Here is a 26,592-nt window from a genome sequence, read left to right on the forward strand (position 1 = left end):
TGCCCATCCAAGGCATTTCGGCCTGGCTTCCAGCAGGAGAACAGCATGTCCAAGCAACTTACACTCGAAGGCAAAGTGGCCCTGGTTCAGGGCGGTTCCCGAGGCATTGGTGCAGCCATCGTGCGGCGCCTGGCCCGCGAAGGCGCGCAAGTGGCCTTCACCTATGTCAGCTCTGCCGGCCCGGCTGAAGAACTGGCTCGAGAAATTACCGAAAACGGTGGCAAAGCCTTGGCCCTGCGGGCTGACAGCGCTGATGCCGCGGCCGTGCAACTGGCGGTGGATGACACCGTAAAAGCCTTGGGCCGGCTGGATATCCTGGTCAACAACGCCGGTGTGCTGGCAGTGGCCCCGGTGACAGAGTTCGACCTGGCCGACTTCGATCGCATGCTGGCCGTGAACGTACGCAGCGTGTTCGTCGCCAGCCAGGCCGCCGCACGCTATATGGGCCAGGGGGGTCGTATCATCAACATTGGCAGCACCAACGCTGAACGCATGCCGTTTGCCGGTGGTGCACCGTACGCCATGAGCAAGTCGGCACTGGTTGGCCTGACCCGCGGCATGGCACGCGACCTCGGGCCGCAGGGCATTACCGTGAACAATGTGCAGCCCGGCCCAGTGGACACCGACATGAACCCGGCCAGTGGCGAGTTTGCCGAGAGCCTGATTCCGCTGATGGCCATTGGGCGGTATGGCGAGCCGGAAGAAATTGCCAGCTTTGTGGCTTACCTGGCAGGGCCTGAAGCCGGGTATATCACCGGGGCCAGCCTGACTGTAGATGGTGGGTTTGCAGCCTGATTGAACGGTTGCCTGTGCCGCGACAACGCCGGCACAGGCTTAGCCTTTGTGTGCCCCCAGGCACTGTTCCATCACGTCCAGAAAAGCCCGGGCAGCCGGTGTGGGGCTGGACGACCACACCGCATACAAGTGCCGCACCGGGGCATCCACCAACCGCGCCACTGCCACCCCTTCGATGCCTTGAGCCACCCGCTCGGGCACCAGGCCGACGGCCATGCCCCGCTGCACGAATTTCTCCACCAGACGAACATGCCCGATCTCGAACTGCACCCGACGCTGCAACCCCACTGCTTCAAACGCCTCGTCGGTCTGGCGTCGCGCCCCGGTGCCTTCGGGGAAGTCCACCAACACCTCACCTGCCAGGTCAGCCAGCGCCAGTTGTGCCCTGCCCGCCAGGCGATGCCCCAACGGCAACACCGCCACCAGTTCTTCCCGGGCCAGCAACCGATGCTGCACCCCCTGCACCACCTCGCCCTGCCACAGCCCGATAAAACCCACGTCCAGGCGCCGCTCGAGCACATCAGCAATCAGCAATTCGCTCTTGGCCGTGAGCCAGCGTACATCCACATCCGGGAAACGACCGTGAAACACCGCCAACAGGTCGACCAGGTCCAGCGCGGTGAGCGAGCTGATTTCACCAATCGCCAGCCGCCCGCGCACCTGGCCGCAGGCCGCTGCCACGTCATCGGCAATGCGCCGGGCCGCCTCCACCGCGGGCCGTGCACTGAGTACAAAGGCCTCCCCCGCAGGTGTCAGGCGCACCCGTCGCGAACTACGCTCGAACAGGCTCACCCCCAGCTGCGTCTCCAGCCGCGCCACTTGATGGCTAAGCGCCGACTGCACCACATGGCAGCGCTCCGCCGCGCGGGTAAAACTGCCGGTGTCGGCCACGGCAAGGGCATATTCGAGCTGCTTGAGGTTCATCGATTTATCTGCTTTCAAGATGAATAGGTTGAAAACTATACATTGGTGTCATGCCTGACACTTCCTGATAATCATCACCACACACCACTGCCCCCACGAGAATTGCATGCACACCCCCACTCTCAGCCGCGCCTTGATCCTGCTGATGGCCACCGCCACAGGCCTGGCCGTGGCCAGCAACTATTACGCCCAACCGCTGCTGCACAGCATCGCCCAGCAGTTTGGCTTGAGCACCGCCAGCGCCGGCAGCATCGTGATTGCCGCGCAACTCAGCTATGGCGCCGGCCTGTTGTTACTAGCACCGCTGGGCGACCTGTTCGAGCAGCGCCGGCTGATTACCGTGATGACCGTTGTCTCCACCTTGGGCCTGGTCATCAGCGCCTGTGCACCCAGCCTGCCCTGGCTGCTGCTCGGCACGGCGCTGACCGGGCTGTTCTCGGTGGTGGCACAGATCCTCGTGCCGATGGCAGCGACCCTGAGCGAGCCGCATCAGCGTGGGCGCGCGGTCGGCACGCTGATGAGCGGCCTGCTGCTGGGCATCCTGCTGGCGCGTACTGCTGCCGGCTTCATGGCCGAGCTGGGTGGCTGGCGCAGTATCTACGTGCTGGCCGCCGTGCTGATGGCAGTTACCGCCGTGGCGCTGTACCGCAGCCTGCCACAGCACCACAGCCACGCCGGGCTGAAATACCCGGCACTGATCGGCTCCGTGTTCCGTCTGTTCATCGAAGAGCCCGTGCTGCGCCTGCGCTCGCTGCTCGGTCTGTTGGCATTCAGCCTGTTCGCCCTGTTCTGGACACCCCTGGCGTTTCTGCTGGCGAAAGGCCCCTACCACTATTCGGATGCAGTGATCGGCCTGTTCGGCCTGGCCGGTGCGGCGGGTGCGTTGTCGGCCAACTGGGCCGGGCGCCTGGCAGACCGCGGCAAGGGCGCGCTGGGTACCACCGTGGGCCTGGTGGTGTTGCTGCTGTCGTGGGTGCCGCTGGGGTTTGCCGAACAGTCCCTGCTCGCCTTGCTGCTGGGGGTGCTGATGCTCGACCTGGCGGTACAGCTGGTGCATGTGAGCAACCAGAACGCAGTGATCGCCCTGCGGCCCGAGGCACGTACGCGGCTGAATGCCGGTTATATCACCTGCTACTTCATTGGCGGGGCGCTTGGGTCGTTGCTGGGCACCCAGCTGTTCCAGCGCCAGGGCTGGATGGGGATCGTGGTGGCCGGGCTGGTGATTGGCGGGCTGGCGTTGCTGGCCTGGGGATGGGCCGAACGCAAGCGCAAGAATGCCTTGCAGGTGGCCTGAAAAACGCTCGCTGGATTCTTCGCGGGCACGCCCGCTCCCACAGGTGCCTCACAAACCTCAGGGCACTGATACGCCTGTGGGTACGGGTGTGCCCGCCAAGAGGCCAGCCACGGCGACAAAGTACCGCACTACCCTCCGTCGCAATGCCGTTGACTTGCCTGCCTGGGCAGCGCTCATTAAGCGCTGGAATGCCCTTTCCCTGACAGGATGAATTTATGACAAGACTCACGGTACAGTCCGGCGATTTCTTGCAAGGTGAAGGCGAGTATCGCAATGGATCGCTCACACTCAAGACCGCGCGCAGCCCCTCACCCGGTGAGCGGATTTCCCTGGCACGCATCAGCGACTTGCGGCTGGCCAGCCTGGAAACCAACCGCAGCCTTGGCAGCGCCTTGGGCTGGGGCGTGGCCGGCGCCCTGGTGGCAGGGCCAGTAGGGCTGCTGGCCGGGCTGTGGTTGGGTGGCAAGGAAGAAGAAGCAACCTTTCTGGCCACCTTCAAGGATGGACGCAAGCTGATGGCCATTACCGATGGCAAGACCTGGTCGAAGATCGATGACAACTGGCGGCAGCACAAGCGGCCGATCAAGACAGGCTGACTGAATACGCCGGGCCTGGATCGTTTTATGTAGAGGGCGGCTGGTAAGATGCCGCCTTTTTCATGGCCTGTGCCGGCCTCTTCGCGGGTAAACCCGCTCCTACAGGGGTATCACCAACCGGTGTATCGCCACCCGGTGCATCACCCACGGGTGTATCGCCACCCGGTGCATCACCAACGGGTGTATCGCCGCCCGGTGCATCACCAACTGGTGTATCCCAACCAGTGTAGGAGCGGGTTTACCCGCGAAAGGGCCAGTACAGGTATCGCGCATCCAGGAGCCCCACCGCATGCCCCCGCATCACCCCCGCCTGCCCCTGAGCCTGCTCAGCCTGGGCCTGGCCCTGCAGTGCCCCTCTGTGCTTGCCGAAGACAGCGTGGTGCTGGCCCCGCTGCAGGTCTCCGACACCTACGCCAATGATGGCTACCAGGCACGCCAGGCCGCGGTGGCCGGCTTCCAGCCCGCGCCACTGCTCGACACCCCCGCCTCTGTCAGCGTGTTCAGCCAGCAGTTGCTGGAAGACCGCCAGGTACGCAAGCTTAGCGAAGTGTTGCAAAGCGATGCCTCGGTCGGCGAAAGCTATGCCCCCATCGGCTACTACGAAAACTTCAATGTGCGCGGCTTCGAGCTGAACGCCGCCAGTAGCTATCGCATCAATGGCCAGACCATTGCCGGCGAACAGAACGTAGCCCTGGAAAACAAGCAGCAGGTGGAATTGCTCAAGGGCCTGTCCGGGCTGCAGACCGGCGTGTCGGAGCCGGGCGGCTTGATCAACTATGTGACCAAGCGGGCCCAAGACATACGCAGCGTCACGGTATCGACCAACGAACAAGGCGAACGCTATCTGGCCACCGACCTTGGCGGCTGGTTCGGCAGCGAAAAGCAGTTCGGCCTGCGCGCCAACCTGGCCCATGAAGACATCCGCACCTACGTCGACCACGCTGACGGCAAGCGCGACTTCGCCTCGCTGGCATTCGACTGGCAGATCAACCCGGATGCCACCCTGCAGCTGGATGCCGAGTATCAACACCGCGAACAGTCGTCGGTGCCGGGTTACCAGCTGCTCGGAGGCACTGAAGTGCCCCACGGCATAGACCCGGAAGACCGCCTGGCCTACCAGCATTGGGCAAAGCCTGTGCAGAACGACTCGCTGAACCTGGGCGGGCGCTTCGAATACCGCTTCAACGATACCTGGACCGGCACCTTGAGCGCCTCCCGCAGCAAAGTGGTGATCGACGATTACAGCGCGTTTGCCTGGGGTTCGAGCGAGGGGGCGTTTTTCGGCAGCAATGGCGACTACGACATCTATGACTTCCGCAGCCCCGACGATACCCGCCGTACCGACGAGGCACAGGCCATGCTCAACGGGCACTTCGATGCGCTGGGGGTGGGGCACGAGCTGACCGTGGGTACCAGTGCGCAGCGACGCACACTGGATCAGCGCCCGTACTACAACGAGTGGCTTGGTACTGGCAACATCCATACCGGCGCCCCGGACCTCGATCCGTCCGACAAACCCGTCGGCGCCAGCGAACGCCGCCTGGACAGCCGCCAGTACGGCTTGTTCGTCAGCGACCGCATCAGCTTCAACGAACAATGGCAGACCGTGCTGGGCGCCCGTGAAGTGCGCCTGGATGAAAAGACCTGGGACGAGAACGGCGTAGCCGGGCGCCATACCCGCCAATACGAACTGCTGCCCAACGCTGCGCTTATCTACAAACCGCAGCCGAACACCACGGTATACGCCAGCTACGCCAAGGGCCTGTCTGCCGGAGGCACGGCCCCCTGGTTCTCCAGCAATGCAGCTGAGATCCTGGCGCCCACCACCTCCCGCCAACTGGAACTGGGCGTCAAGCACGACTGGCAAGGCCTGAGCCTGAGTGCCGCCCTGTTCCAGATCCGCCAGGCGTACCAGTACGCGCGCCCGGACAGCACCGGCAACTTCACCTACGTGCAGCAAGGCCAGCAGAAAAATACCGGCCTGGAACTGGGCGCCAGCGGTCGGGTGACCCCGAACCTGCAGGTACAGGCCAGTGCGGCAGCCATTCGGGCGCGGGTGCAGAACAGCGGCACCGAAGCCTATGAAGGCCACCAGGCGATCAACGTGCCTAAATTCCGGGCGGCGCTGCATGCGGAATATGCCCTGCCGGTTCCGGGGCTGGCGCTGCTGGGCGGGGCGCGGTATAGCGCCAGCAAGTATGCGAGCCAGGCGGGCAATGTGGAGGTTGGCGGGTATACCGTGTTCGACCTTGGCAGCCGCTACAGTACCCGTGTTGCCGGGTATGACACGGTGCTGCGGCTGACGGTGGATAACGTGCTGGACAAGCGATACTGGCGCGATGTGGGCGATTACCTGGGGGATAACTACCTGTTCCAGGGGGCACCGCGTACCGCTCGGCTTTCGGCTTCGATCAGCTTCTAGATTGCCGGGGCCGCTCTGCGGCCCTTTCGCGACACAAGGCCGCTCCCACAGGTGTGGACTGCCCCCAAGGGTTGGATTGGTGTCCAACTTCTTGGGGGCACTCCAATTGCCCGTGGGAGCAACTGTCTTGCTCAATTTCTAAAAGCTGGCGCGATCCGTGTGGTAGCGGCCTTGTGTCGCGATGGGCTGCGGAGCAGCCCCAATGGCCTTGAAAACAAAAAGCCCCCGTGCTTTTCAGCGCGGGGGCTTTTCGTAGAATGTGGCGGTGAAGAAGGGATTTGAATTTCAAGGACTCCCCGGCCAGTAATCACGGGATTGCGGGGCTTACAGCGTGAATAGTAGTACAATTGAGTAGTACAATCCGCTTCCCAAATCACTACGATACGGCTGCTTCAATGCCCGACAACCTGATCCAGAAGAAAGGCGAATCCACATGGTACGTTAGGCTGGCCATCCCTGCCGATGTACAGAAAGCAATTGGCTGCAAGGTACGGATTCGGTCGCTGAAGACTGGGCTCCGCAAGGAAGCTAAGGAAGCGAGCCTGCCCTACCTCGCTCAATGGAAAGCTGAAATCGCAGCAGCCAGAGCGCAGGTACAGAACCGCAAGGAGAACTGGAAGGTCGAGGTTGCTCTGATGGGTAGCGCCATGGAAAAGCTAACTCACAAAGCGCTGCAAAAGTTCGTGAAGGGCCCGCCTACAGACTTACCAGCAGCCGTAAGTGCCTTTAACGAGAAGCTTGCGCGAGGCCATGCAGACACTGCACGAAAGGCAACGGAAACATATGGCCTTACCGCAACAGAGGTAGCAGAGGCGAAGGAACTCTTACGAACCCCTGCCGCTTACCTTGGCACCCTCAACGCAAAAGCAGTTGTGGCAATCACCCCGGCCCGCCTTAAAGCATTCCGTGAGTTCCGAGAGAGCAGAGGCGGAGCACCTAAGCATGTTGACCAGCAGGTGAGTAAGCTGGAACGGCTATCTGAGTTCCTGAAACAAGAGGCCCTACCGATCAACTTCGACACGGTAGACCAGTGGTTGAAATCCCTGAACCGTGCCCCCAAGACATTGAGCCAGTACCTGATGGCCGGTACTGCGTTTTGGAAGTGGGCGGCGAAGTATGACGAACGCTGGCGCGTAGAGTACAAAGACAAGGTGAATCCGTTCACTGGCCACGAACTGCCACAAGGCGGAGGGTCTGAGACGGCAGGCCAAGACAGGGAGATTTACACGCGGACCGATGCCCTCAAGTTGCATAAAGCGGCCCTGGAGAAGAAAGACCAACCGCTTGCAGACCTGATCCTCCTGGGCTGGTACACAGGCGGCAGGATCGAAGAACTATGCAAGTTTACCAAAGACAGTGTTATCACCGTTGACGGCATCCCGTGCTTCGACTTCCCCCGAAGCAAGAGCAAGGCCAGCAAGCGTGTGGTGCCTGTTCACCCAAGCTTGTTGCCAACCATCAATCGGCTAATCAAAGACAGCACTGACACTTTCCTAATCCCCACCAACTCACATGACCACTACGGCAAACGCTCTCACGCGATATCCAAGGCATTCGGTCGGTTGCGTACGGCAGCAGGCTTCAGCAAGCTGCACGTATTTCATGGTTTTAGACACACCGTAGTCACCGAGCTTATCAGGGCAGATGTGCCAGACGCCTTGGCAAAGGAACTGGTTGGACATGAAACAGGTTCGGTGACACACGACGTATATTCAAAGGGTGCAAGCGCAGCACAGAAGCTAACGGCCATCTCCAAGATACCCGCCCTCCCCATCTGATCTCCACCTGGGCGAGGCTTTCACTCACTTTTGAGGCAAAGTCTTGCCACCCTGGCGCCCCCTGAATTTTCAAACGCGACCTCTGCCTTTCGTAAATGGCACTTGCGGATTCAGGGGCGGAATATACAGCGGGGGTGCTGGGCAAACGGCTGAGATCAGGCTGAATGGCGGTCGGTGCTTAACGCCCCTGGCTCTGCCTTGTGCCACCGCATAGGCTGATTTTTAAATATAGAGGGCCAAAGTAAAGCTCCGCACAATGGCGGGGCCGTATCGGTATCGCTACTGAATACACAGGAACGTGGCAGGGTATCAAGCCACCCTTGGGGTGGCCATAAGCACTTTCTATGAGACCACGGGAGCACTGGTGGGCTTGCTCAGTTCTAGGCCAAGGCGCTGCATCACTCGCATTACAGCGGTTGGCGACCACTGGCCACCACGGGCAGTGGGGATGTTGCGTGCTATTAGGCAGTCAGCCACCGCCTGTAGGCTACCAGCCCCCTTGAGGATGCAGTTCTCTACAGCGTCCTTGAGCAGTGCTGCGCGGTCGTCTGCCTGCTGGCGCTGGGTGGCGTGACCCCTGGACCTATTCAACATGCTACGGCCCTTAGCGAGCGCTTGTGAGCGGTTACTGATCTTTTGGACGGCCTCTGCATCGCCACCAGCAGCACGAGCTTCCAGTGACCGCAGAGCGGCTTTGGTTCGTTCGCTGATAAAGGTGCGCTCTTGTTCCGCTAGAACAGCATAGATATGTAGCTCCACCGTCGAGGCGTTGGGCATGGTCGCTACTTTGAATGTACTACGTTTCATTAAGCCTGCTATATGCTCAACATCCCTACTTAGACGGTCGAGCTTGGCCACGATCACCGGGAGGCGGTGAGCGAAAGCAGCAGCACCTGCTGGCCGATCTAGCGGATGAAGCGAGCCAGAGACGCCCGAGTCGGTGTACTCAGCCACAATCGTCCAGCCCTGCTTCTCAGCAGCGATATGCACATACTCCCGCTGGGCTTCAATACCGAGGCCGGATTCGCCCTGCCCTTTGGTAGATACGCGGTAGTAGGCAACGACTTCCATGGCGGTGATCCCTTGCAGTGGCTGATGATATCAGTTTACAACTGTTACAACGACCGATCAACCATTGTAATAAATCCTGCGAACGTTATGGCACTACAAAGGCGCCTGGGGCATCATCGCTTCTCGCAGCGTGTCTACAGTCGAGACTAAATAATGGATTTCAAGCAGGTGAAGAAGGAAGGTCTGCTCACGATTACGGCTAGCCTAGTCTTAATCGTGATCGCGTTAATCTTGTCGGATGGCTACAACCCACGGGGCGGGCTGCTGTGGAGCATCACCCATAATATGCACCTCTTCAAGATAGCAATAGGTTGCGAGCCGCAGGCAACCTGGGGAGCGGTGCAAACTTGCGAGGACGGCTTTGCGATGGCTATGCAAACTAAGTACGTCGTATCCGCACTGGGGATTCTGCTGGTTTACGGCGTAGGCCAATACCTTGAGTTCTTCCCTTCGCTGAGACTTTGGGGCAGAAGTCAGCGAGGAAAGTAAATCTCAACGTATTTAAGGCGATTAGCTTAACCCAGGTCTAGCGGAGGCCCCGTAAATAGGGGCCTAGCCGGGTGTAAGGGTATGTAAGCGGCAGCACAGGCGCCCCAGAGCAATTAGATATTGCCTAGATCGGCAATAGATACTGGGAGGACGCAGAAGTGCGTCATCCCGGCGTGGCATTCACGCCCGCCAGCGGGGCGTATCGCCAAAGCTGGATATACCCCTATGCCACCAGCGGTACGGCCATCTCACTATTGCCTGCCTGCATCAAGTCAATGAGGATCGGCGGGTATTCCAAGTGCTCTGGGCAGCCTGCCTTACTTACGCGCCTTGAGGCCCGATATACGCGGCGGGCCTTCTCAATTGCCCGGTGGAGGCTCCACAGCAAGCCTGTGCGAGCTTCTTCTAGCTGCTCGGGAGTGCAGAGGTCCAGGGCAAGCAGAGCCTGCCATATCGGCTCAGCATCGGAGTACAAGCCCTCAAGGAACTTATCCCAGCCTCCCGAGGCTTTATAGCGCCACTTGTCTGGTGCTTGCACTGTAGGCACCAGATTGACCACATAGAGGCGCTTTGACAGGCGATTCCGTAGCAACTCTCTAGGCACGTCTGCACCAGCTAGGGCGTTGTAGCAATGCTCAAGAATACTGTTAATTAGGTGCTGGCGGTCTGCCTCTAGCAGTGGCCTGGACTTTTGCCATGGATACCTTGGCCTCCCCCACGGCTGTAGGTGGCACAAGTAAGCTAGTGGTTCCCACGTTGCATCCTTCAATGACATGAACCTCTCATGGACGACACTTTCTTCAATACCCATCTGAGCTGCTACCTGCAACTCCGCCTGAGCAATGTAGGCGCCCAGAACTCGCACAAGGTCAAGCATAAATAGGCAATTGTCCCTGTGACGCCCTGAGAGAGATACAGCAGCCACCCGCTCCAGTTCATCGGCATATACGCACAATGGGGCGCGGGTAAGGGACTCTGGCCTGTAGCTGGCAACAGAACTATTACCACGCTGAAGCGCATCCATCTTTTCCAAATCGTCGAGAGATTCCTGCTCTAACTCAGAGAGCGTATAACGTCGCTCTAGCTCCTTTACTGCTGTGCCCTTCTGCTGTCTATTGTAGATACGCTTGGCTAGCTCGTGCACTGTGTCCATCTTAATAAGAAGGCGCTGATTTACATAGTTGGTAAAATCATCACCTAGAAGGGCGTGAATCTTATCGACAATTTGCCGACTGGTATCACCCTTGGTGACTTCCCACTTCTTGATAAACTTGCTTGCAGGAACTCTCAAGCCTGCATCTACTGAAATAAATTTGTTACCGGCCTTCTGGTTGTGCATATCCAGGCCGATGAACAGGTTAAGGTAGTGCAAGGCGCCTGTGGAACCGTCTGTACCTCTGCTGGCCTGAATGTGGCAGCGGTGGTAAAGAGACTTCCGAGCCTTTCGATCGTAACCATGGCACTTCTTGTAGAGCTTAATAAACTTATCAAACTCGACAAGGGAAGCCGTAGTGTTTCCCCAGAGGATGGCTACGCTACCTTCTCGCCTGCACTGACTTATAGCAAACTGGCCTGCCGTGCTCTTGCTCCACTGTACTTTCTGCACTTCTATGCGGGACTGGCGCTTTGCTGCCTTATCAGCCTCTCTTGACTTGGCCTTCCTACAGCTATCTTTGCAGAAGCGTTTACTCTTATCTGCCTGTTCTCGGTGTCCTGTGAAAGGGGTATCGCAGGTAGCGCAGGTGTAACTGTAGTTACGGGTGTTGTTCTTCTTGGTCTTGCTTGGTGACATTCGTTCCACTCTCTAGGGAATCAAGCCGCATGGCAGCTTCAACAATCAATTGCTCGATTAGCCGGGTTGGGTTAATGGCGCCTGTGTATTCCATCAAGCGAAGCAACTTCGCTTGATGTTCAGGCCGGTATACTGAGATTCGCATGTAGGTTCCTACTGGAATTGTGCATAGCTGATTGGGCTGGAGCCCTAGTGCCATGCGGGTTTAAGCGATTAAGGCGGACAGAATCTATACTACCTGCCCCTTCAAGTGCATACGCAAGGAGACCAGCTAGGCCACCTCGGCAGGCTCCGCGTAGGCGCGGCGAAGGTCGGCCAGGGCGGCTGCTTCTTCACTTGCTTGCTGTGCGGCCAGTGCTGCTGCTTGCTCGGCTGCTGCCTTTGCTTCTGCTTTACGGCGCTGCATTGAGATGGTGAGCTCAACTTGGCGAGCAGTCTCAGCAGCATTACGCTCATACCGACTCTGTTCATACTCAGTACGCACCAACTCTTCTAGCTTGCGTAGCTCGGTCTTAATTACCTTCTCGGGCTTCCGCAGAATGGCCTTGAAGAACAAGGACTCGGCATTTGCCTTTACAATTCTATAACCCTGCAGCACCTCTTCTTGAAGCTCGATCAGGGACATCTCAAGAGGTTTGTGGCGAACAAAGTCCACATTAGCAGCCATCCCCTTATGGCTGAGCCCTTCCGAATTACTGTTATATCGGATAACTCGCTGATCAAGTAGTTGCTGTAGCTCTATATCATCGTATTTAAAGAACTCCACAACGTCGAGTCCATAGGTGTATGTGGTCATTATTCATTTCCTTGTTTGGTTGGCTTATCAACCTTCTTGAAGCCTGACATAAACTCTGCCTTGGAAAGCTTCTTGGTTGCACGTTGCTTATTATCAGTACCCCCTGCAATGCTCTGTGAGGGCTTCTTGCTCGACCCTGCGGGTAGGGGCAGGCTCTTCTTCTTTGCTGCTTGCAAACGCTCTCTGTGGCCCACAAGGTCATCTAGAGTGGCTACCATTCCAGCTGGGAGAATGAAGTCTTCTAGGCTATTCAAGTACAGAAGTTCGTCATTGGTGGCTTGGACGTAATCCACTGTAGCAGAAGGGGCTGAAGGCTTATTCAGGTAGTAAGATAAGATAGCCCCGTTATCCTTGCGAACTTCGAGCCAGACAATATTACTGCTCATCAAGCGGCATCCCTTTCTTGCTGGGCTGATTTATCGGCTTCTTGGGCAAGGTACTCTTGCTCAAGTTGCTCTTGGGTGGCTTTGTTATTCTGCCGCCAAGTACGACTCTGGCAAGTTGACCCACAGAAGCGGGTTAGTGGAGAGCGGGAGTAGTGGATTCGTCCACATCCCGAGCAGGTGTTACGTTTTAAAGGGCGCTGGGCCATAGTTGTTATATCCATGAATTAAAGGTTTACAGCGGGCAAAGTAAACCCCTAGCTCTGCTAAGAGCTTCGGGGTCAAGTTGGGCTCAAGATGTACTGCGCTTCTAAGCTGAAGTGCGGGCTCCCCGTTGCGGGGCAAGTCTATAAAGTAGTGGCCAGTTGCGTTGCTCTCCTGGCCGGAGAATACCTTGAAGTTAAGACTCCCGAAGCCTAATTAACCTCTTGGTACAACTTGCGACCCAATGAGGTCTCGATCATCTGCCCTGGATCGAGCAACAGGTTATGCCGCACTGACAGAGCCGTTCGTCTCAGTCGGTGCACTAGCAGTCGGGGATATGGGTATCACGGGGAGGAGGGTCGAGTGGGATTCCCCACTGAAGAGCACAGTCTACCACGGACCTAGAGAATTGTCAAGCACACATTCAAACATGATGCAAGCACTTTCTTGCATTGCGGATAGACGGCTATCAGAGTCTATCCGCCTCGCCTGCATAAGCTGAACGGAATACTGCGATAAGGAGATTTGAGGGCTAACTAGGACTCCCAGCGGCGGAGCGCCGGGAAGAGAGGCTGAGGAGTAGTACAATCGAGTAGTACAATCCACAAATGAAAAGCCCCGCAAACCATTGATTTGCGGGGCTTTTACGAATGTGGCGGTGAAGAAGGGATTTGAACCCTTGATACGATTTCTCGTATACACACTTTCCAGGCGTGCTCCTTCGACCACTCGGACACTTCACCGTTTCTCTTCAAGCCTTGCGGCCTGTCGAGGTGCGCTAATTTAGTGAAAGACTTTCCCTTTGGCAAGCATTTTTTTCAATTTTTTCATGTATTTGCACTTGGGCTGCCATGAGCACTGACCGACCAGTCAGCCTTGCTGCTTTACCTCGCCCCTGGCGCTGGGTAACGTCGTCGCCACGCCAACAAAAGGACTCTGCCATGAGCGAGCTGATTACCTACCACGCCGAAGACGGCATCGCCACCCTTACCCTGAACAACGGCAAGGTCAATGCCATCTCGCCGGACGTCATCACTGCCTTCAATGCAGCGCTGGACCGCGCTACCGAGGAGCGTGCAGTAGTGATCATCACCGGGCAGCCGGGCATTCTGTCAGGCGGTTACGACCTCAAGGTGATGACCCGCGGCCCCAAGGACGCCATCAGCCTGGTCACCGCCGGTTCCACCCTCGCCCGCCGGCTGCTGTCGCACCCGTTCCCGGTGGTGGTCGCCTGCCCCGGCAATGCGGTGGCCAAGGGCGCCTTCCTGCTGCTGTCGGCCGACTACCGCATTGGCGTCGATGGGCCATACAAGGTATGCCTGAACGAAGTGCAAATCGGCATGACCATGCACCACGCCGGCATTGAACTGGCCCGCGACCGCCTGCGCCGCTCGGCCTTCCACCGCTCGGTGATCAATGCCGAAGTATTTGACCCGCAGGGTGCCGTGGATGCCGGCTTCCTCGACAAGGTGGTACCGGCCGAGCAGTTGCAGGAAGCGGCAATGACTGTAGCACGAGAGCTGAAGAAGCTGAACATGCTGGCGCACAAGAACACTAAGCTGAAAGTGCGCAAAGGGCTGCTGGAGGCGCTGGACAAGGCGATCGAGCTGGATCAGCAGCATATGGGCTAGACGCACGGGCCCTTTTCGCGGGCTTGCCCGCGAAAAGGCCGGAACAGGCCTGCACCAAGGTTTGCCCCAACCAGTGCACACCCGTACACTGCCCGCGACCGTCTGGTGTGAGCCGTACCATGCTTTATTCATTGCGTATGTTCCTGCTGGGGCTGCATTTTCTTGCCGTTGGCGCCGTGGGCCTGATCATTGGTCTGTGCCGCCCCTTCAACCCTGACAACAGCCGCGTTTTCGCCCGGCTCTACAGCTTGCCGGCCACCTGGCTGATGCGCATCAAGGTCAAGGCCGAAGTCGGCCCATTGTGGGACCATCCACCCGGGTGTGTGATCGTGGCCAACCACCAGTCCAACTTCGACCTGTTCGTGCTGGGCCAAGTGGTGCCGCAACGCACCGTCGCCATCGGCAAGAAGAGCCTGGGCTGGATCCCGCTGTTCGGCCAATTGTTCTGGCTGGGCGGCAACGTGCTGGTCGACCGCAAGAATGCCTATCAGGCACGCAGGGCCATACAGAAGACCACCCGGGTTCTGCAGGACGACACCTCGATCTGGATTTTCCCCGAAGGCACCCGCAATCCCGGCGAGCATTTGCTGGCGTTCAAGAAAGGCGCGTTTCACATGGCCATCGAGGCCGGTGTGCCGATCGTGCCGGTCTGCGTCAGCCGCTATGCCAGGCGCCTGAGCCTGAACAGCTGGCGCCAGCGCACGGTGATTGTGCGCTCGCTGCCGCCCATTGCCACGACGGGCATGACGCTGCAGGACCTGCCCGCGCTGATCGAGCAATGCCGGGTGCAAATGCAGCAGTGCATTGACCGCATGGAAAAAGAACTGGCCTGATCCGGGGTTGCTCTGGAGCCGGGTACAGCCCAAGCTGTATCCGTGTTCAATCGAATAAGCGGACAACCATGGGTCGAGTCGTGGCATCGGCGGTGTACAGCGCCGGCAGAAAGGTCACCAACATCAGCATCGACGAAGGCAGCGAGTGGGCGCGCAAGCCGGGGCATTTTGTGTGGATCGGCCTGGAAGAGCCCAATGCCGAGGAGCTGGCCAACCTGCAGTCGCAGTTCAACCTGCACGAACTGGCCATCGAAGATGCCCTGGAAAAACACAGCCGGCCCAAGCTGGAAACCTTCGGTGACGCGTTGTTCATCGTCACTTATTCGCCAGTGCGCCACGAAGGCAAACTGGAATTCATCGAGACCCATATCTTCGCGGGCAACGGCTACATCATCACCTGCCGCAACGGCCACTCCAAATCCTACGCCATGGTCCGCCAGCGCTGCGAGGCTCGGCCCCTGCTGCTGGAACATGGCGAAGACTTCGTGCTGTACGCCCTGCTCGACTTCGTCACCGAGAACTACCAACCGGTCAGCGAGGCCATTCATGGCGAGATCGAAGCGCTGGAGGAAAGCGTACTGGGCGGCTCGCTGCGGGAAGACGACATCCGCCGCCTGCACAGCCTGCGCCGTGACATCCTGCGCCTGCGCCGCTACGTGGCACCCCTGGTTGAAGTGAGCGAAGAACTGCAGCGCCTGAGCTTCCCGTTCATCGACAAGAACATGCGCCCGTACTTTCGTGATGTGCAAATTCACGTGACACGGCAGATGGAAGACTTGGCCGGCATACGCGACATTGCCAGCCAGACGATCGAGATCGGCATGCTGCTGGAATCGTCACGGCAAAGCATCGTGCAGCGCAAATTCGCGGCCTGGGCGGCGATTCTGGCATTCCCTACGGCCATTGCCGGGGTTTACGGGATGAACTTCCAGAACATGCCGGAGCTGAGCTGGCACTACGGTTACTTCGCGGTACTGGGGGTGATTGCGACGGGGTGTGCCGGGTTGTATGCCAGCTTCAAGAAATCGGGTTGGCTTTGATGGCCTCTTCGCGGGCGCGCCCGCTCCCACAGGTTGCGCACAATGCTGGAAATTGTGCATCACCTGTGGGAGCGGGCGTGCCCGCGAAGGGTTGCCACCGATTACGCGGCGCTGTCGCCGGCCTTTGACGGCTGCTGGATAAAGCGCAACATCCACTCCCCTACCAAATCTCCCTGGTGCTCGGTGGCCAGGCTGGCAACGGCCTTGTGGTACACCTCGTCACCCAGGTATTCCTGGCGCGCATCGAGCAGTGCTCGGGAGTAGTCATGCACGAATTCCGGGTGGCCCTGGAAGCACAGCACCTGGTCGCGAATGTGGTACGCCGCATTCGGGCAGAAATCGCTGGAGGCAATCACCGTAGCGCCTTCCGGCAGTTCGGTCACCTGGTCCTGGTGACTGATCAGCAAGGTCAGCTCCGACACCTCCGGGTCCATCCAGGGCGCATGCGCCGCCAACGAGTAGCGATGAATACCCACGCCCCAGCCTTGCTCAGCCCGCTCGGCCTTGCCACCCAGGGTCAAGGCCAGCAACTGGTGGCCAAAACACACGCCCAGCAGCTTTTCACCGCGCTCGTACAACTTGAGCAGGTAGGCCTTTAGCGTCTGGATCCACGGGTCGGTACCGAACGAATCGGCCTTGCTGCCCGTCACAAGGTAGGCATCGAACTTTTCACTGTCGGCGGGATAGTCGCCGTGCATCACGTTGTACACACAAAATTCGGCGGCAATCGGCTGACGCGAGAAGAGCTGCTCGAACATCCTGCCGTAGCCCTGATATTGCGCCGTCAACTCCGGTCGCAGGACATCGGTTTCAAGGATGCAGATGCGTAACGACATAGGGGTAGTCCTGAACGACATGGGTGGGAATCTGCTGTAGAGACTGCCGCGAAAGGCACGTACAAGCAAGTAGGCTGCACTGACGAACGGTCACATTTCGTCGGCGCCTGCCGGGTGCTTGCGCCACTGTCTAGATAGAGCGTGTCAGCTAGATAGCACTTAGCCTCATAGCCAGAGGAATGGTTTTAGTGCACGGTTAGAACAAAGGGTTCTCAAATATGGATAACGCACACCCTACTGTTGAAGGTATATCCACTTTCAAGCGGCAAGCAGTCCGGCGCCATTCAACGCCGCTGCGATCGACCCGAAGCGCGACAAGGAAGCCAACGGGTATTCAGGAATAACAACAAGAAGGCGGTCCGCCATGTTCAGACAATCGAAAATTCGCCAAGCTGGGCTCATTTTATTTGCCACCACGTTGCTGTTGATCTTGCCGAACCTGACACGTTTGTTTGGCTGACTGCGGCGGTGGCGCCAACGGGCAACGCACAGGTAACCTGCTGGCCTTGATGGTCGGAGATCGCCTATGCGCCACTGCCTTGCCCTGCTAGCGTTGCTCCTGAGCCTGCCATTGTCGGCGGCGCAACTGCACCTTGAACTGGGCGCGACACCGCGCCAGTGGAGCAGCGCCGAACTGCTTGGCCACCCTGAGGCCCAGGACATCAGCATCGAACAGGACGTATCCTACAAACGCCCCATGCACTATCGGGCGGTGCCACTGGTCACGCTGCTGAAAGGCGTGACTGCCAGCGATCACCTGCAAGCCGTGGCGCTGGATGGCTTTGCCGCCGAAATGCCCGCTGCGCCCTTGCTGCAGCAAGGGCCGGCACGGGCCTGGCTGGCCGTGGAAGACCCCGACACGCCGTGGCCGTCACTGGGTCCAGGCAAGCCAAGTGCCGGGCCGTTCTACCTGGTGTGGACTGCGCCGCAGGCCAGCGGCATCCGCCCTGAGCAGTGGCCATTCCAGATCGCCACCCTTCGCAAGCTGGCCCCGGTGGACCAGCGATTTCCTGCGCTGCTACCCGACCCGAAGCTGCCGGCCGACAGCCCGGTGCGCCAGGGCTTTGCCCTGTTCCAGCAGAATTGCCTGGTGTGCCACCGGTTGAACGGTGCGGGGGATGGGCAGGTGGGGCCGGACTTGAATGTGCCGTATAACCCGACCGAGTATTTTCAGCCGGTTTATTTACGCAAGTTGATACGCGACCCGCAAAGCCTGCGGCGGTGGCCGCAGGCGAAGATGCCGGGGTTTGCCGAAAGTGTGTTGAGTGAACAGGAACTGGATGCGCTGCTGGCCTATTTGGGGCACATGGCAGCGCGTAAGCCTTGAGGGCCTCTTCGCGGGTAAACCCGCGCCTACACGGTGGTGGAGGGTGGACACAGGTCGTCGTAGGCGCGGGTTCACCCGCGAAAGGGCCGGTCCTGCTGGCCAATATCACCGGCCGTTCATCGTTGCCGCCGCCACCGTATTCGCGGGTGAACCCGCTCCTACAACGGCAGGGGGTGTCCACCCTCCATCAATGTGTAGGCGCGGGTTAACCCGCGAACGGGCCAACACAAAACTGTCAGGCCGTGAGCCGTTCGTGCTTGACGCCCCACCCTTCCACCTCACCCCCATACGGTGTCACCAACTGCTCGAAGGCCTCTTCAAAGTCGCCAATCCCGCCATGGGTGGCGTACATGACCTTGCTCAGTTCCAGGTGCCAGGCACCGTCGCCCAGCTCCTTCACCTGGGCATTGAGCGATTCCCCGCGAAACTGCCCGGCTGCACGACGGGCCCCTGCTTCGTCCGGGAATACGGCATAGAACTCGATGGGGTGGATCTGGGTGAAGTCGAAACCGCCTGCTTTCATCTGGCGCAGGACGTTGCTGCTGATATCGTCGTTCTGGCTGCTCATGAATCGTCCTCCTGAATAAAGCAATGGATAGACTTTCCGTGCACTACGCACCTGCCGGCAAAGGCCGTGCAGTTCGAGCTGATGCAAGACGCGAATTGTAGCGGCGCCAACCCGCAGAACAGGCAGGCCCTTCTCCAGCGTAGTGCCTGCCAAGGCACCACGCAAACGTGTGGTTCAGGGGACTTCGTGAATGCTGGTGATGGTCACACCGCTATGCTCTTTGAGCCAGCGTGCGGTCGGGGAGATGATACGGTCCTGGAAGTCGTTGAGGTCCAGCTCGTCCATCACCGGAAACAGGTGTGAGCGGATGGCCCGCGCAACGTCTTCCTCGCTGGGGCAATGCTCGGCATGCAACAGCAATGTGGACGGTTCGCCCTTCTGGTCGGCAAAAATGACTTCCCACTCTTTCATTGAACGGACCCTCTCAGTCAACGAACACCAGGTGTGTGATGCCTGAATAACTGACCTTGGGGCGGGGATAATGTTCAGTCCGGGAAATTGTACGGGGCCCATTTGCAGGCTTGCCCGCGCCCACAGGGCCAGCACAAGGTTCGAACCCTGTGCAAGCCTGTGGGCGCGGGCAAGCCCGTGAATGGGCCGCAACGCGGCCCTGGTTTACTTCGGTGTGCCGTGCACCACGCCAGCGGTGTTATCCAGCAGGCTCTTGGTCGCCGTCTGGATATACGCTTCCAGCTTCTTGAGCATTTCCGGCTGGTCCGGGCTTTCGATCAGTTCGGCCTTGAACTCGCTGCCCAACTGGTAGCGGTACATCCGCGGGCTCATGTCTTTGGACTCGATCAGGATACGGTCACCCTGCACCAGCCCGACAATCTGCTCGCTGCCCGACGGCTTGATCATGCCCACGCCCTGGTCACCCTCGGGCAGGTTGAGCAGGTCACGCCCCCAGCACTGGTGGCGAGCCTTGCCACCCAGGCGGCCCATGATGGTCGGCACGATATCGACCTGGGTACCCACGGTGTGGTTCACCGCACCGAACTTCTCCTGAATGCCCGGGGCAATCAGCAGCAGCGGCACGTTGAAGCGGCCCAGGTCCAGCTCGGTAACCTGCTGGTGGTTGCCAAAGCCATGGTCACCGACGATGACGAACAGGGTGTCCTTGAAGTAAGGCTCTTTACGCGCCTTCTCGAAGAACTGGCCCAGCGCCCAGTCCGAATAACGCATGGCGGTCAGGTGCTCGTCCAGACGGCCCTGGCCGGTAACCTTCTCTACCGGCAAGTCCTTCGGCAGGGCATACGGCGTGTGGTTGGACAGCGTCTGCAGCAGCGCGTAGATCGGCTTCTTGCCATCGTGCTTGGCCAGCTCTTCGTTGCCGCGGTCGAACATGTCCTGGTCGGACACACCCCAGGTCGGGTCGGAGAACACCGGGTTGACGAAGTCATTACGGCCGATGAAGGTGGTCATCCCCTGGTTGCCGAAGAACCCGGACTGGTTGTCCCAGGCAAAGTCGCCGTTGTAGACGTACACGTCGTCGTAGTCACGGGCGCTGAGCAGGGCCGGCAGGCCCGACAGCTTATGGCCGCCTTCCGGGGTCTGCATCAGGTATTCGAAACCTGGCAGGTTGGGGAAGCAGGCCATGGTGGCGAACATGCCCTGGTGGGTATGGGTGCCGTTGGAGAAGAAGCGGTCGAACAGCAGGCCTTCTTTGGCCAGCTTGTCGAAGTACGGGGTGATGTTGTTGGGGCTGCCAAGCGCGCCTACCGAGTGGCCGGCGAAGCTTTCCATCAGGATCACCACCACGTTCTTGATCGGCAGGGTACGGTCAGCCGGCGGCACAAAGTCGCGGCGGATAGCGGCTTCGTCGGCGTCGACCAGCGTGTCGTGGGCGGTCAGCAGTTGCTCACGCACACTTTGCGTGGCCACGTCCTGCTGCAGGACTGGCTTCCAGATGTTGGCACGGTCCTCGCCAAAACGGCTCTTGGCAGCGTCGATCAGGGTCAGGGTGCCGTTCAGGCCCAGCTGGTTGACGAAGTTGGAGTCCGTGGTGAAGGCATCACCCCAGCGCATCGGCGGGCCCTGGCGCAGGGTGCCACGGGCAGCGACCACGGCCACCAGCAAGATCACCATGAATACCGCCAGGCGCTTGTACCACGGGGCAACGCGGTACAGGCCTTCGGCACGGGTGGCGCGATCGATACCTTTGAACAGCAGGCTCAGCAGCCAGGTCCCGAAGGCCCAGGCCAGCAGGTAGCGGACCACCGGGAAACCGTACCAGAGCATGCTCATGACGGTTTTCGGGTCTTCCTTGATGTATTGGAAAACCAGGCCGTTGAGGCGCTGGTGGAACTCGCGGTAGAAGTCCATTTCCATCAGGCCGAGGAACATCACCACGCTCGAAGCGAGGGTCAGCCAGAAACGGAACACGCCACGCCGGGCCATGGCCCAGGGGCTGAGGATGGCCAGCAGCAGCGGAATACTGATGTAAACCACCACCCGCAGGTCGAAGCGCAAGCCGTTGAGGAAGCCTTCGGCGACCGTCGAATAAGGGGTATCGCCGACCATGTCGTTGTTGTAGGCCAGCAGCGCCAGGCGCACGAGGCTGAGCATCAGCATGATCACCAGGCCGCTGAGCAGCGTGTAGGCCAGGTGGGATTTCAAGGTCGGCGAAAATGACGTTCGCGCGCCCTGTTGCTTCAAGGCGTCCGTGTTAGCCATGAATGGGAAGGTCCTAGGATTGCGGTTTGCGAAGAGGCGATGGCGCTAGGCCAACGCAGCATTGTGCGGGTGCGGATTCTGTTTAAACCAATGTGAAAATTTTGTCACGGCCCTATTACTGGCTATGTCAGTAACGCGCCTAGAGCCGCACATTTCCCCGCGGCCCGGCAATCGCCCAGATCACCAGCCCCACCACCGGCAGCAAGGCGATCAACAAGATCCACAACACCTTGATGCCCACCTCGCTGCCACTCTTGATCACGTTGAGAATGGCCCAGATATCCAGCGCCAGAATGATCAGCCCGACCAGGCTGTTGAAGGTAGATCCCATGTCTGAATTCCTGTCCAGAGGCTTTGCTGCACAGCATAGTCAGCTATCGCAGCAATAGAAGGGAATCCTTGGCCGATGTCACAGGTCCCTCGGTAGACTGACTGCATTCACTGATTCGAGGTTCGCATGCCGCCCACTCACAGCCAAAGCGCCGCCCCCTCTTCACTGCTGCAGGCCTGGCGCCAGCAAGTTTCCGATACCCCCTGGCTCAGCGCCGGCCTGGGGCTGAGCCTGCTGGCGGTGTGCGTGCTGCTGGCCGCCAGCCTCTGGAACGCGGTGAACGGCGACCATGCCGACAACCTGCACCTGGCCATGCTGGGCGGGTTGTCCGGCTTTGGGGCCACCGCACTGGGCGCCGTGCTGGCAGTGGTGCTGCGCGATGTCAACGCGCGCACCCAGGACGTGATGCTGGGCTTTGCTGCCGGCATGATGCTGGCCGCCAGCTCGTTTTCGCTGATTTTGCCGGGCCTGGAGGCTGCCCGCGAGATCACGGGCAACGGCCCGGCCGCTGCGTTTACCGTGGTGCTGGGCATGGGCCTGGGTGTGCTGCTGATGCTGGGCCTGGACCGCTTCACCCCGCATGAACACGAAAGCACCGGCCCGTGCGGCCCCGAAGCCGAGCGCATCAGCCGGGTGTGGCTGTTTGTGCTGGCGATTACCCTGCACAACCTGCCTGAAGGCATGGCGATTGGCGTGAGCTTTGCCAATGGCGACATGAACATCGGCCTGCCACTGACCAGTGCCATCGCCATTCAGGACATCCCCGAGGGGCTGGCCGTGGCGCTGGCCTTGCGCGCCACGGGGCTTTCCAACCTGAAGGCCGCGTTGGTGGCGATAGGATCGGGCCTGATGGAGCCGCTAGGGGCGGTGATCGGGCTGGGGATTTCTACCGGCTTTGCCCTCGCCTACCCGATCAGCATGGGGCTGGCGGCGGGGGCGATGATCTTTGTGGTCAGCCACGAGGTGATCCCCGAAACCCACCGCAACGGGCACCAGACAGCGGCGACCTTGGGGTTGATGGGTGGGTTTGCGGTGATGATGTTTCTCGACACTGCGCTGGGCTGAAGATTGATATTTCGTGAGCCGGCCTCTTCGCGGGCTCGCCCGCTCCCACAGGGATATCACAGGGCCTGATGCGGTGGAGTATCTGTGGGAGCGGCCTTGTGTCGCGAAAGCGCCGCGAAGCGGCCCCGGCATTATTTGCATCGACGCTGAAATCCCGGGGCTGCTGTGCAGCCCTTTCGCGACACAAGGCCGCTCCCACACGGATCGCGCCAGCTTTCAGAAATTGAGCAAGACAGTTGCTCCCAAAAGGACTGCGCCAGGCTTTAGATGTGTACGGCGACCTTCAGGGCTTCCAGCGCCGGCTCGACCTTGATGCCCAGCGCTGCCCCCAGCTCCATTACCCGCGCCAGGTCCTGCTGCCCCACCATGACCATCTGCAGTTCATCATCGAGCAACTGGCTGAAGTTGAGCAGCACATAACCCCCGGCCTCCTTGTTCAGCGCGCCCATCTGCACCTGGATACGGTTGAGCGCGGTCAGTGGCTCGGTACGGGCCAGTTGCTTGGGCTTGAGGGTAAACGGCACGCTGTTGTCGAACGAGTCGCTGATCTGCTGGAACAGCGCCTGGTAGCTGTCGGCCTGGAACACCACGGTATCCGGCAGGCTGCCCAGCACCACCCATTCGCCCAATGGCATCGGGAAAGTGTCGTCGTAGTTGATGTCGGGGTTGGCGGCCAGGAAGGCGACAGGGTCGGCGTAGGCCTGGGCGGCCTCGTCGGCGATACGCTCGATATCTGCCTCACGCATGCAGCCGGCGCCAATGAGGCTGATGAATTCGAGCAACTGAGTTTTCATGAAAGGGGGCCTGCGACGGGTGAAAAGTCGCCAAGGATAGCCGCAAATGCCCCCAGGCGGTTAGCCGGCCAGCACTTGCAGGCGCGCCGCGGTGTCTGCTGCGCCCATGGTTTGCGCCGCCATCAGGGCGGTGATGCCGCGGGCGTCCTGGTGCGCCGGGTCGGCCCCCTGGGCCAGCAGATAGTCGAGGATTTCGCTGCGGTTGAACATCGCCGCCAACATCAGCGCGGTGCGACCGTCCTGCGCGGCGGCATCCACCGGCACGCCATGCTCCACCAGCAGGCGAATCATCGCCAGGTCCCCTTTGAATGCGGCACCGGCAATCGGCAGCTGGCCGTTGTCGTTGGCAATCAGCGGATCGGCACCTTGCGCCAGCAGCACCCGCACCGCCTCGTGGTGACCGTGGTAGCTGGCCAGCATCAGCAGGGTATCGCCCTTGTGGTTACGCAGGTTGGCCGGCAGGCCGCTGGCAAGCAGGCGCCCGAGCATGTCGGCGTCGCCCTGACGGGCACGTTCGAACACCTGCTCGGCGAACGCAGCGGTTTCGTTATCGGTCATGGTGGCGGGTGCGGCTTGGCTGGACATAGGGAACCTCCTGGCATAATTGATGGCCCAAGTGTTCGTCAGGCATGCCATTGCGGTCAAAGGTTCAGATTCTATGAGGCCGATAGGCAAACCCTGACCCGTGCAAAATGCACTGTGCAAAATGCACGACCGTGCAGCCTGCACGATGCCGCTTCTGCAAATCACCCGTAACCGCCTGTATTTACTGGGTTTTTCGCCAAACAGGATTCTGGCACGGTCACTGCAACCATCAACTCATGTCTGCCACACAACAGCCAGGAGTTGATATGGACCTCATCCAGCAAAAGTTCGCCTCGGTATTTTCGGCCTATCAGGTGAACACCAAAGCCCGGCCCGATGGCGGTGTACTGCTTACCCTGCGCGCAGCGGATGGCAAGGTTACCCGCCGGGTGCTGACCTACGGGCAATTGCACAGTGCCGAACAGCTGTCCTGGGCGATCAGTGCCATCCGTCGTGACCTGGCTGAAGAGGCCAGTGAATTGCCGGTCATCTCGATGCTGCAGAGCCAGCAGCGGTTTGCCCTGCCGACCTACCGCTGAGGGGTGTATTGCCTGAACTGGCCCCTTCGCGGGTAAACCCGCTCCTACGACCGACGGTTGCGCCGCCCTTGGCATCGCGCAGTCAATGTAGGAGCGGGTTCACCCGCGAAGAGGCCGGCAATGCCATTACAACTCGTCGATCCCCAGAAACGCCCGCGCCGTTACATCCCCGGTAAACCGCGCCTCCACACCCTGCTCGCTGCCATACAAGCGCAACGCCAGGCAAAACGGTGTATCACCCAGCTCAACCCAGCGCCGCGTCCCGGCCGGCACCAGCAGCTGGTCACCCTTCTCGCACAGCACCGAATACACCCAGTCCCCCAGCCGCAGGCCAACCTGCGCCCGCCCACTGACCACGGCAAACAGCTCGTCGGCATCATGCACATGTTCATCACGCACATCGACCTGTGCCGGGTCTTCACCGTCGCGGTTGAGCAGCGCGAAGGCCTTGCTGCCATGCGCCGTCATCAACTCATCCAGATACACGCGGCAAACCTCCAGCACCTCGTCCTGGGCCGTGCCCGGGCGCACCCGCAGGCCAGGTTCGGCATGCACAAAGCGCACGCCCTGCTCGGCCAACGTAGCGGCGATGTCGTCGTGGTGAGTCAGCACCTTGTTCGGCAGTGCCGGGCTGGCGGGGTGGAAAACGCTGAGAATGCTCATCAGGGGCGGGTCCTGGTCGGTTGCGAACAAAGGGCAATGATAACGGCTGCGGCCAAGGCTGCGGCACTGGCCATACCAAAGGTGAAGGTGGGGCCCAGCAGCTTCCAGCTGTAGCCTGAGTACAGCGCCCCCAGCGCACCGCCGGTACCCGACAGCGCTGCGTAAAGCGCCTGGCCCTGGCCCTGCTGGCGGGCACCGAAGCTGGCCTGGACGAACGCGATGCTGGCGGCATGGAAGCAGCCGAAGGTGGCCGCGTGCAGCAGCTGGGCGAAGATCAGTACTGTCGGCTCCTGTGCCAGGTTACCCAGCAGCAGCCAGCGCAATGCCGCCAGCAGGAAGCTGACCAACAACACGCGCTGCACGCTGAAACGGGCGAACAGGCGGCTCATGACCATGAACATCAGCACCTCGGCCACCACCCCAAGCGCCCATAACAGGCCGATGGCACCGCGCGTGTAGCCCAAGTGCTCCAGGTGCAGGGTAAGGAAGGTGTAGTACGGTCCGTGGCTGAGCTGCATCAGGGCCACGCACGCGTAGAACGCAATCACCCCCGGGGCACGCAACTGCTGCAGGAAGCCCCCGGTGCCGCTGCGCCCGCCCTGCTCCACCGGCTGGGCATTGGGCACCCACAGGCTGGCGGCAACGATGCCGGCCATGATCGTGACCAGCGCCACCGGGTAGATGTCCAGGCTCAACCACTCGAACAAGCGGCCCAGGCCAACCACGGTGAGGATGAAACCGATCGAACCCCACAGACGTACCTGGCTGTAGCGCGACGTTTGCCCGTGCAGGTGGGCCAAGGTGATGACCTCGAACTGCGGCAGCACCGCATGCCAGAAGAACGCGTGCAGGGCCATCACCAGCGCCAGCCAGGCGTAGCTTTTGCCGAAGAAGATCAGGGCGAAGGTGGCCAAGGTGCACAGCGCGCCAAGGCGGACGATCAACAGGCGCTGGCCCGTGCGATCGCCCAGCCAGCCCCACAGGTTGGGGGCCACGCAGCGCATCAGCATGGGGATGGCCACCAGCTCGCCGATGCGCGCTGGGGAGAAGCCCAGGTGGTCGAAGTACAGCGCCAGGAACGGTGCGGTGGAGCCCAGCAGGGCGAAATAGAACAGGTAGAAGCTGGACAGGCGCCAGTAGGGGATGGGTTGCATGGGGTGGCC

The 26,592-nt window shown here is 60.2% G+C and carries 26 protein-coding genes and 1 tRNA gene; 12 read left to right on the top strand and 15 right to left on the bottom strand.

Annotated features, from left to right (window positions below; translation table 11 throughout):
* Nucleotides 1-45 precede the first annotated feature (45 nt).
* A complete protein-coding gene (locus REH59_RS21160) occupies nucleotides 46-795 on the top strand; it encodes a 3-oxoacyl-ACP reductase family protein (RefSeq protein WP_003252861.1) in 750 nt (249 codons plus the stop codon).
* Between the two features lie 39 nt (nucleotides 796-834).
* Here REH59_RS21160 and REH59_RS21165 read toward each other — a convergent pair whose 3' ends face one another.
* Complete coding sequence (locus tag REH59_RS21165) at nucleotides 835-1,719, bottom strand: LysR family transcriptional regulator (RefSeq protein ID WP_014859497.1); 885 nt, start codon at nucleotides 1,717-1,719, stop codon at nucleotides 835-837.
* A 106-nt stretch (nucleotides 1,720-1,825) separates the two neighbouring features.
* Between REH59_RS21165 and REH59_RS21170 the strand changes: the two genes are divergently transcribed.
* From REH59_RS21170 to REH59_RS21185, 4 genes are all read left to right on the top strand, one after another.
* Nucleotides 1,826-3,013 (top strand): MFS transporter, encoded by a 1,188-nt coding sequence (locus tag REH59_RS21170; protein ID WP_014754115.1) that lies wholly within the window; start codon nucleotides 1,826-1,828, stop codon nucleotides 3,011-3,013.
* A 215-nt stretch (nucleotides 3,014-3,228) separates the two neighbouring features.
* Nucleotides 3,229-3,609 carry a hypothetical protein gene (locus REH59_RS21175; protein WP_003252855.1) on the top strand — a complete coding sequence of 127 codons (381 nt, stop codon included), beginning with the start codon at nucleotides 3,229-3,231 and terminating at the stop codon, nucleotides 3,607-3,609.
* A gap of 289 nt (nucleotides 3,610-3,898) precedes the next feature.
* A complete protein-coding gene (locus REH59_RS21180) occupies nucleotides 3,899-6,031 on the top strand; it encodes a TonB-dependent siderophore receptor (protein ID WP_014859500.1) in 2,133 nt (710 codons plus the stop codon).
* A 395-nt stretch (nucleotides 6,032-6,426) separates the two neighbouring features.
* Nucleotides 6,427-7,809, top strand: coding sequence for a site-specific integrase (locus REH59_RS21185; RefSeq protein WP_320450350.1), 1,383 nt, complete (start codon nucleotides 6,427-6,429; stop codon nucleotides 7,807-7,809).
* A 342-nt stretch (nucleotides 7,810-8,151) separates the two neighbouring features.
* Here the strand turns inward: REH59_RS21185 and REH59_RS21190 are convergent, their stop codons facing one another.
* Nucleotides 8,152-8,880, bottom strand: a complete 729-nt coding sequence (locus tag REH59_RS21190) for a recombinase family protein (RefSeq protein ID WP_320450351.1) — start codon at nucleotides 8,878-8,880, stop codon at nucleotides 8,152-8,154.
* A gap of 153 nt (nucleotides 8,881-9,033) precedes the next feature.
* Here REH59_RS21190 and REH59_RS21195 point away from each other — a divergent pair, with 153 nt between their 5' ends.
* Nucleotides 9,034-9,369: a hypothetical protein gene (locus tag REH59_RS21195; protein ID WP_104834178.1), complete on the top strand. Its 336-nt coding sequence runs from the start codon at nucleotides 9,034-9,036 to the stop codon at nucleotides 9,367-9,369.
* A 223-nt stretch (nucleotides 9,370-9,592) separates the two neighbouring features.
* On the opposite strand, the gene REH59_RS21200 is transcribed toward REH59_RS21195, so the two are convergent.
* The 4 genes from REH59_RS21200 to REH59_RS21215 all read right to left on the bottom strand — a co-directional run bounded on the left by REH59_RS21200 (nucleotide 9,593) and on the right by REH59_RS21215 (nucleotide 13,287).
* Nucleotides 9,593-11,161, bottom strand: coding sequence for a hypothetical protein (locus REH59_RS21200; RefSeq protein WP_320450352.1), 1,569 nt, complete (start codon nucleotides 11,159-11,161; stop codon nucleotides 9,593-9,595).
* Nucleotides 11,162-11,432: 271 nt separating this feature from the next.
* Nucleotides 11,433-11,957, bottom strand: coding sequence for a hypothetical protein (locus REH59_RS21205; RefSeq protein WP_123108983.1), 525 nt, complete (start codon nucleotides 11,955-11,957; stop codon nucleotides 11,433-11,435).
* Nucleotides 11,957-12,343, bottom strand: coding sequence for a hypothetical protein (locus REH59_RS21210; protein ID WP_320450353.1), 387 nt, complete (start codon nucleotides 12,341-12,343; stop codon nucleotides 11,957-11,959). The genes REH59_RS21205 and REH59_RS21210 overlap by 1 nt, the downstream gene beginning before the upstream one ends.
* Before the next feature lie 854 nt (nucleotides 12,344-13,197).
* Nucleotides 13,198-13,287 (bottom strand) — tRNA-Ser (locus tag REH59_RS21215).
* 198 nt (nucleotides 13,288-13,485) lie between these two features.
* Between REH59_RS21215 and REH59_RS21220 the strand changes: the two genes are divergently transcribed.
* From REH59_RS21220 to REH59_RS21230, 3 genes are all read left to right on the top strand, one after another.
* Nucleotides 13,486-14,175 carry a crotonase/enoyl-CoA hydratase family protein gene (locus tag REH59_RS21220; RefSeq protein ID WP_014859501.1) on the top strand — a complete coding sequence of 230 codons (690 nt, stop codon included), beginning with the start codon at nucleotides 13,486-13,488 and terminating at the stop codon, nucleotides 14,173-14,175.
* A gap of 119 nt (nucleotides 14,176-14,294) precedes the next feature.
* Nucleotides 14,295-15,008 (top strand): lysophospholipid acyltransferase family protein, encoded by a 714-nt coding sequence (locus REH59_RS21225; RefSeq protein ID WP_004577086.1) that lies wholly within the window; start codon nucleotides 14,295-14,297, stop codon nucleotides 15,006-15,008.
* Nucleotides 15,009-15,076: 68 nt separating this feature from the next.
* Complete coding sequence (locus REH59_RS21230) at nucleotides 15,077-16,048, top strand: magnesium and cobalt transport protein CorA (RefSeq protein WP_010952874.1); 972 nt, start codon at nucleotides 15,077-15,079, stop codon at nucleotides 16,046-16,048.
* A gap of 101 nt (nucleotides 16,049-16,149) precedes the next feature.
* Here the strand turns inward: REH59_RS21230 and REH59_RS21235 are convergent, their stop codons facing one another.
* The gene (locus REH59_RS21235) at nucleotides 16,150-16,884 is read right to left on the bottom strand and encodes an amidotransferase (protein WP_010952873.1); all 735 of its coding nucleotides are present in this window, start codon (nucleotides 16,882-16,884) and stop codon (nucleotides 16,150-16,152) included.
* 526 nt (nucleotides 16,885-17,410) lie between these two features.
* Between REH59_RS21235 and REH59_RS21240 the strand changes: the two genes are divergently transcribed.
* Complete coding sequence (locus tag REH59_RS21240; RefSeq protein ID WP_004577085.1) at nucleotides 17,411-18,211, top strand: cytochrome c; 801 nt, start codon at nucleotides 17,411-17,413, stop codon at nucleotides 18,209-18,211.
* A gap of 235 nt (nucleotides 18,212-18,446) precedes the next feature.
* Here the strand turns inward: REH59_RS21240 and REH59_RS21245 are convergent, their stop codons facing one another.
* The 4 genes from REH59_RS21245 to REH59_RS21260 form a co-directional block, all read right to left on the bottom strand.
* Nucleotides 18,447-18,779 carry a ribonuclease E inhibitor RraB gene (locus REH59_RS21245; protein ID WP_003252824.1) on the bottom strand — a complete coding sequence of 111 codons (333 nt, stop codon included), beginning with the start codon at nucleotides 18,777-18,779 and terminating at the stop codon, nucleotides 18,447-18,449.
* A 174-nt stretch (nucleotides 18,780-18,953) separates the two neighbouring features.
* Entirely contained in the window at nucleotides 18,954-19,190 is a 237-nt protein-coding gene (locus REH59_RS21250) for a hypothetical protein (RefSeq protein ID WP_003252823.1), read from the bottom strand.
* 204 nt (nucleotides 19,191-19,394) lie between these two features.
* Nucleotides 19,395-21,452 (bottom strand): LTA synthase family protein, encoded by a 2,058-nt coding sequence (locus REH59_RS21255; RefSeq protein WP_014859922.1) that lies wholly within the window; start codon nucleotides 21,450-21,452, stop codon nucleotides 19,395-19,397.
* A gap of 139 nt (nucleotides 21,453-21,591) precedes the next feature.
* A complete protein-coding gene (locus REH59_RS21260) occupies nucleotides 21,592-21,783 on the bottom strand; it encodes a PLDc N-terminal domain-containing protein (RefSeq protein WP_003252818.1) in 192 nt (63 codons plus the stop codon).
* Nucleotides 21,784-21,909: 126 nt separating this feature from the next.
* Here REH59_RS21260 and REH59_RS21265 point away from each other — a divergent pair, with 126 nt between their 5' ends.
* Entirely contained in the window at nucleotides 21,910-22,848 is a 939-nt protein-coding gene (locus REH59_RS21265; RefSeq protein WP_012053339.1) for a ZIP family metal transporter, read from the top strand.
* Nucleotides 22,849-23,111: 263 nt separating this feature from the next.
* Here REH59_RS21265 and REH59_RS21270 read toward each other — a convergent pair whose 3' ends face one another.
* Both REH59_RS21270 and REH59_RS21275 read right to left on the bottom strand, forming a co-directional pair.
* Nucleotides 23,112-23,642, bottom strand: a complete 531-nt coding sequence (locus REH59_RS21270) for a hypothetical protein (RefSeq protein WP_004577082.1) — start codon at nucleotides 23,640-23,642, stop codon at nucleotides 23,112-23,114.
* A 60-nt stretch (nucleotides 23,643-23,702) separates the two neighbouring features.
* Complete coding sequence (locus tag REH59_RS21275; protein ID WP_014859923.1) at nucleotides 23,703-24,227, bottom strand: ankyrin repeat domain-containing protein; 525 nt, start codon at nucleotides 24,225-24,227, stop codon at nucleotides 23,703-23,705.
* Between the two features lie 266 nt (nucleotides 24,228-24,493).
* Between REH59_RS21275 and REH59_RS21280 the strand changes: the two genes are divergently transcribed.
* Complete coding sequence (locus tag REH59_RS21280) at nucleotides 24,494-24,766, top strand: DUF3509 domain-containing protein (protein ID WP_003252809.1); 273 nt, start codon at nucleotides 24,494-24,496, stop codon at nucleotides 24,764-24,766.
* 126 nt (nucleotides 24,767-24,892) lie between these two features.
* Here REH59_RS21280 and REH59_RS21285 read toward each other — a convergent pair whose 3' ends face one another.
* Nucleotides 24,893-25,429, bottom strand: a complete 537-nt coding sequence (locus tag REH59_RS21285) for an oxidase (RefSeq protein ID WP_014859925.1) — start codon at nucleotides 25,427-25,429, stop codon at nucleotides 24,893-24,895.
* Nucleotides 25,429-26,583 carry an MFS transporter gene (locus tag REH59_RS21290; protein WP_014859926.1) on the bottom strand — a complete coding sequence of 385 codons (1,155 nt, stop codon included), beginning with the start codon at nucleotides 26,581-26,583 and terminating at the stop codon, nucleotides 25,429-25,431. Before REH59_RS21290 ends, REH59_RS21285 begins: the two co-directional genes overlap by 1 nt.
* Nucleotides 26,584-26,592 lie beyond the last annotated feature (9 nt).

Source organism: Pseudomonas sp. BO3-4, assembly GCF_034044115.1.
GTDB classification, from domain to species: Bacteria; Pseudomonadota; Gammaproteobacteria; order Pseudomonadales; family Pseudomonadaceae; genus Aquipseudomonas; species Aquipseudomonas alloputida.

Bases quoted from the DNA above. Each gene is read 5' to 3' on its own strand.
- REH59_RS21160 (WP_003252861.1), top strand. From the start codon at position 46: ATGTCCAAGCAACTTACACTCGAAGGCAAAGTGGCCCTGGTTCAGGGC.
- REH59_RS21165 (WP_014859497.1), bottom strand. From the start codon at position 1,719: ATGAACCTCAAGCAGCTCGAATATGCCCTTGCCGTGGCCGACACCGGC.
- REH59_RS21170 (WP_014754115.1), top strand. From the start codon at position 1,826: ATGCACACCCCCACTCTCAGCCGCGCCTTGATCCTGCTGATGGCCACC.
- REH59_RS21175 (WP_003252855.1), top strand. From the start codon at position 3,229: ATGACAAGACTCACGGTACAGTCCGGCGATTTCTTGCAAGGTGAAGGC.
- REH59_RS21180 (WP_014859500.1), top strand. From the start codon at position 3,899: ATGCCCCCGCATCACCCCCGCCTGCCCCTGAGCCTGCTCAGCCTGGGC.
- REH59_RS21185 (WP_320450350.1), top strand. From the start codon at position 6,427: ATGCCCGACAACCTGATCCAGAAGAAAGGCGAATCCACATGGTACGTT.
- REH59_RS21190 (WP_320450351.1), bottom strand. From the start codon at position 8,880: ATGGAAGTCGTTGCCTACTACCGCGTATCTACCAAAGGGCAGGGCGAA.
- REH59_RS21195 (WP_104834178.1), top strand. From the start codon at position 9,034: ATGGATTTCAAGCAGGTGAAGAAGGAAGGTCTGCTCACGATTACGGCT.
- REH59_RS21200 (WP_320450352.1), bottom strand. From the start codon at position 11,161: ATGTCACCAAGCAAGACCAAGAAGAACAACACCCGTAACTACAGTTAC.
- REH59_RS21205 (WP_123108983.1), bottom strand. From the start codon at position 11,957: ATGACCACATACACCTATGGACTCGACGTTGTGGAGTTCTTTAAATAC.
- REH59_RS21210 (WP_320450353.1), bottom strand. From the start codon at position 12,343: ATGAGCAGTAATATTGTCTGGCTCGAAGTTCGCAAGGATAACGGGGCT.
- REH59_RS21220 (WP_014859501.1), top strand. From the start codon at position 13,486: ATGAGCGAGCTGATTACCTACCACGCCGAAGACGGCATCGCCACCCTT.
- REH59_RS21225 (WP_004577086.1), top strand. From the start codon at position 14,295: ATGCTTTATTCATTGCGTATGTTCCTGCTGGGGCTGCATTTTCTTGCC.
- REH59_RS21230 (WP_010952874.1), top strand. From the start codon at position 15,077: ATGGGTCGAGTCGTGGCATCGGCGGTGTACAGCGCCGGCAGAAAGGTC.
- REH59_RS21235 (WP_010952873.1), bottom strand. From the start codon at position 16,884: ATGTCGTTACGCATCTGCATCCTTGAAACCGATGTCCTGCGACCGGAG.
- REH59_RS21240 (WP_004577085.1), top strand. From the start codon at position 17,411: ATGCGCCACTGCCTTGCCCTGCTAGCGTTGCTCCTGAGCCTGCCATTG.
- REH59_RS21245 (WP_003252824.1), bottom strand. From the start codon at position 18,779: ATGAGCAGCCAGAACGACGATATCAGCAGCAACGTCCTGCGCCAGATG.
- REH59_RS21250 (WP_003252823.1), bottom strand. From the start codon at position 19,190: ATGAAAGAGTGGGAAGTCATTTTTGCCGACCAGAAGGGCGAACCGTCC.
- REH59_RS21255 (WP_014859922.1), bottom strand. From the start codon at position 21,452: ATGGCTAACACGGACGCCTTGAAGCAACAGGGCGCGCGAACGTCATTT.
- REH59_RS21260 (WP_003252818.1), bottom strand. From the start codon at position 21,783: ATGGGATCTACCTTCAACAGCCTGGTCGGGCTGATCATTCTGGCGCTG.
- REH59_RS21265 (WP_012053339.1), top strand. From the start codon at position 21,910: ATGCCGCCCACTCACAGCCAAAGCGCCGCCCCCTCTTCACTGCTGCAG.
- REH59_RS21270 (WP_004577082.1), bottom strand. From the start codon at position 23,642: ATGAAAACTCAGTTGCTCGAATTCATCAGCCTCATTGGCGCCGGCTGC.
- REH59_RS21275 (WP_014859923.1), bottom strand. From the start codon at position 24,227: ATGTCCAGCCAAGCCGCACCCGCCACCATGACCGATAACGAAACCGCT.
- REH59_RS21280 (WP_003252809.1), top strand. From the start codon at position 24,494: ATGGACCTCATCCAGCAAAAGTTCGCCTCGGTATTTTCGGCCTATCAG.
- REH59_RS21285 (WP_014859925.1), bottom strand. From the start codon at position 25,429: ATGAGCATTCTCAGCGTTTTCCACCCCGCCAGCCCGGCACTGCCGAAC.
- REH59_RS21290 (WP_014859926.1), bottom strand. From the start codon at position 26,583: ATGCAACCCATCCCCTACTGGCGCCTGTCCAGCTTCTACCTGTTCTAT.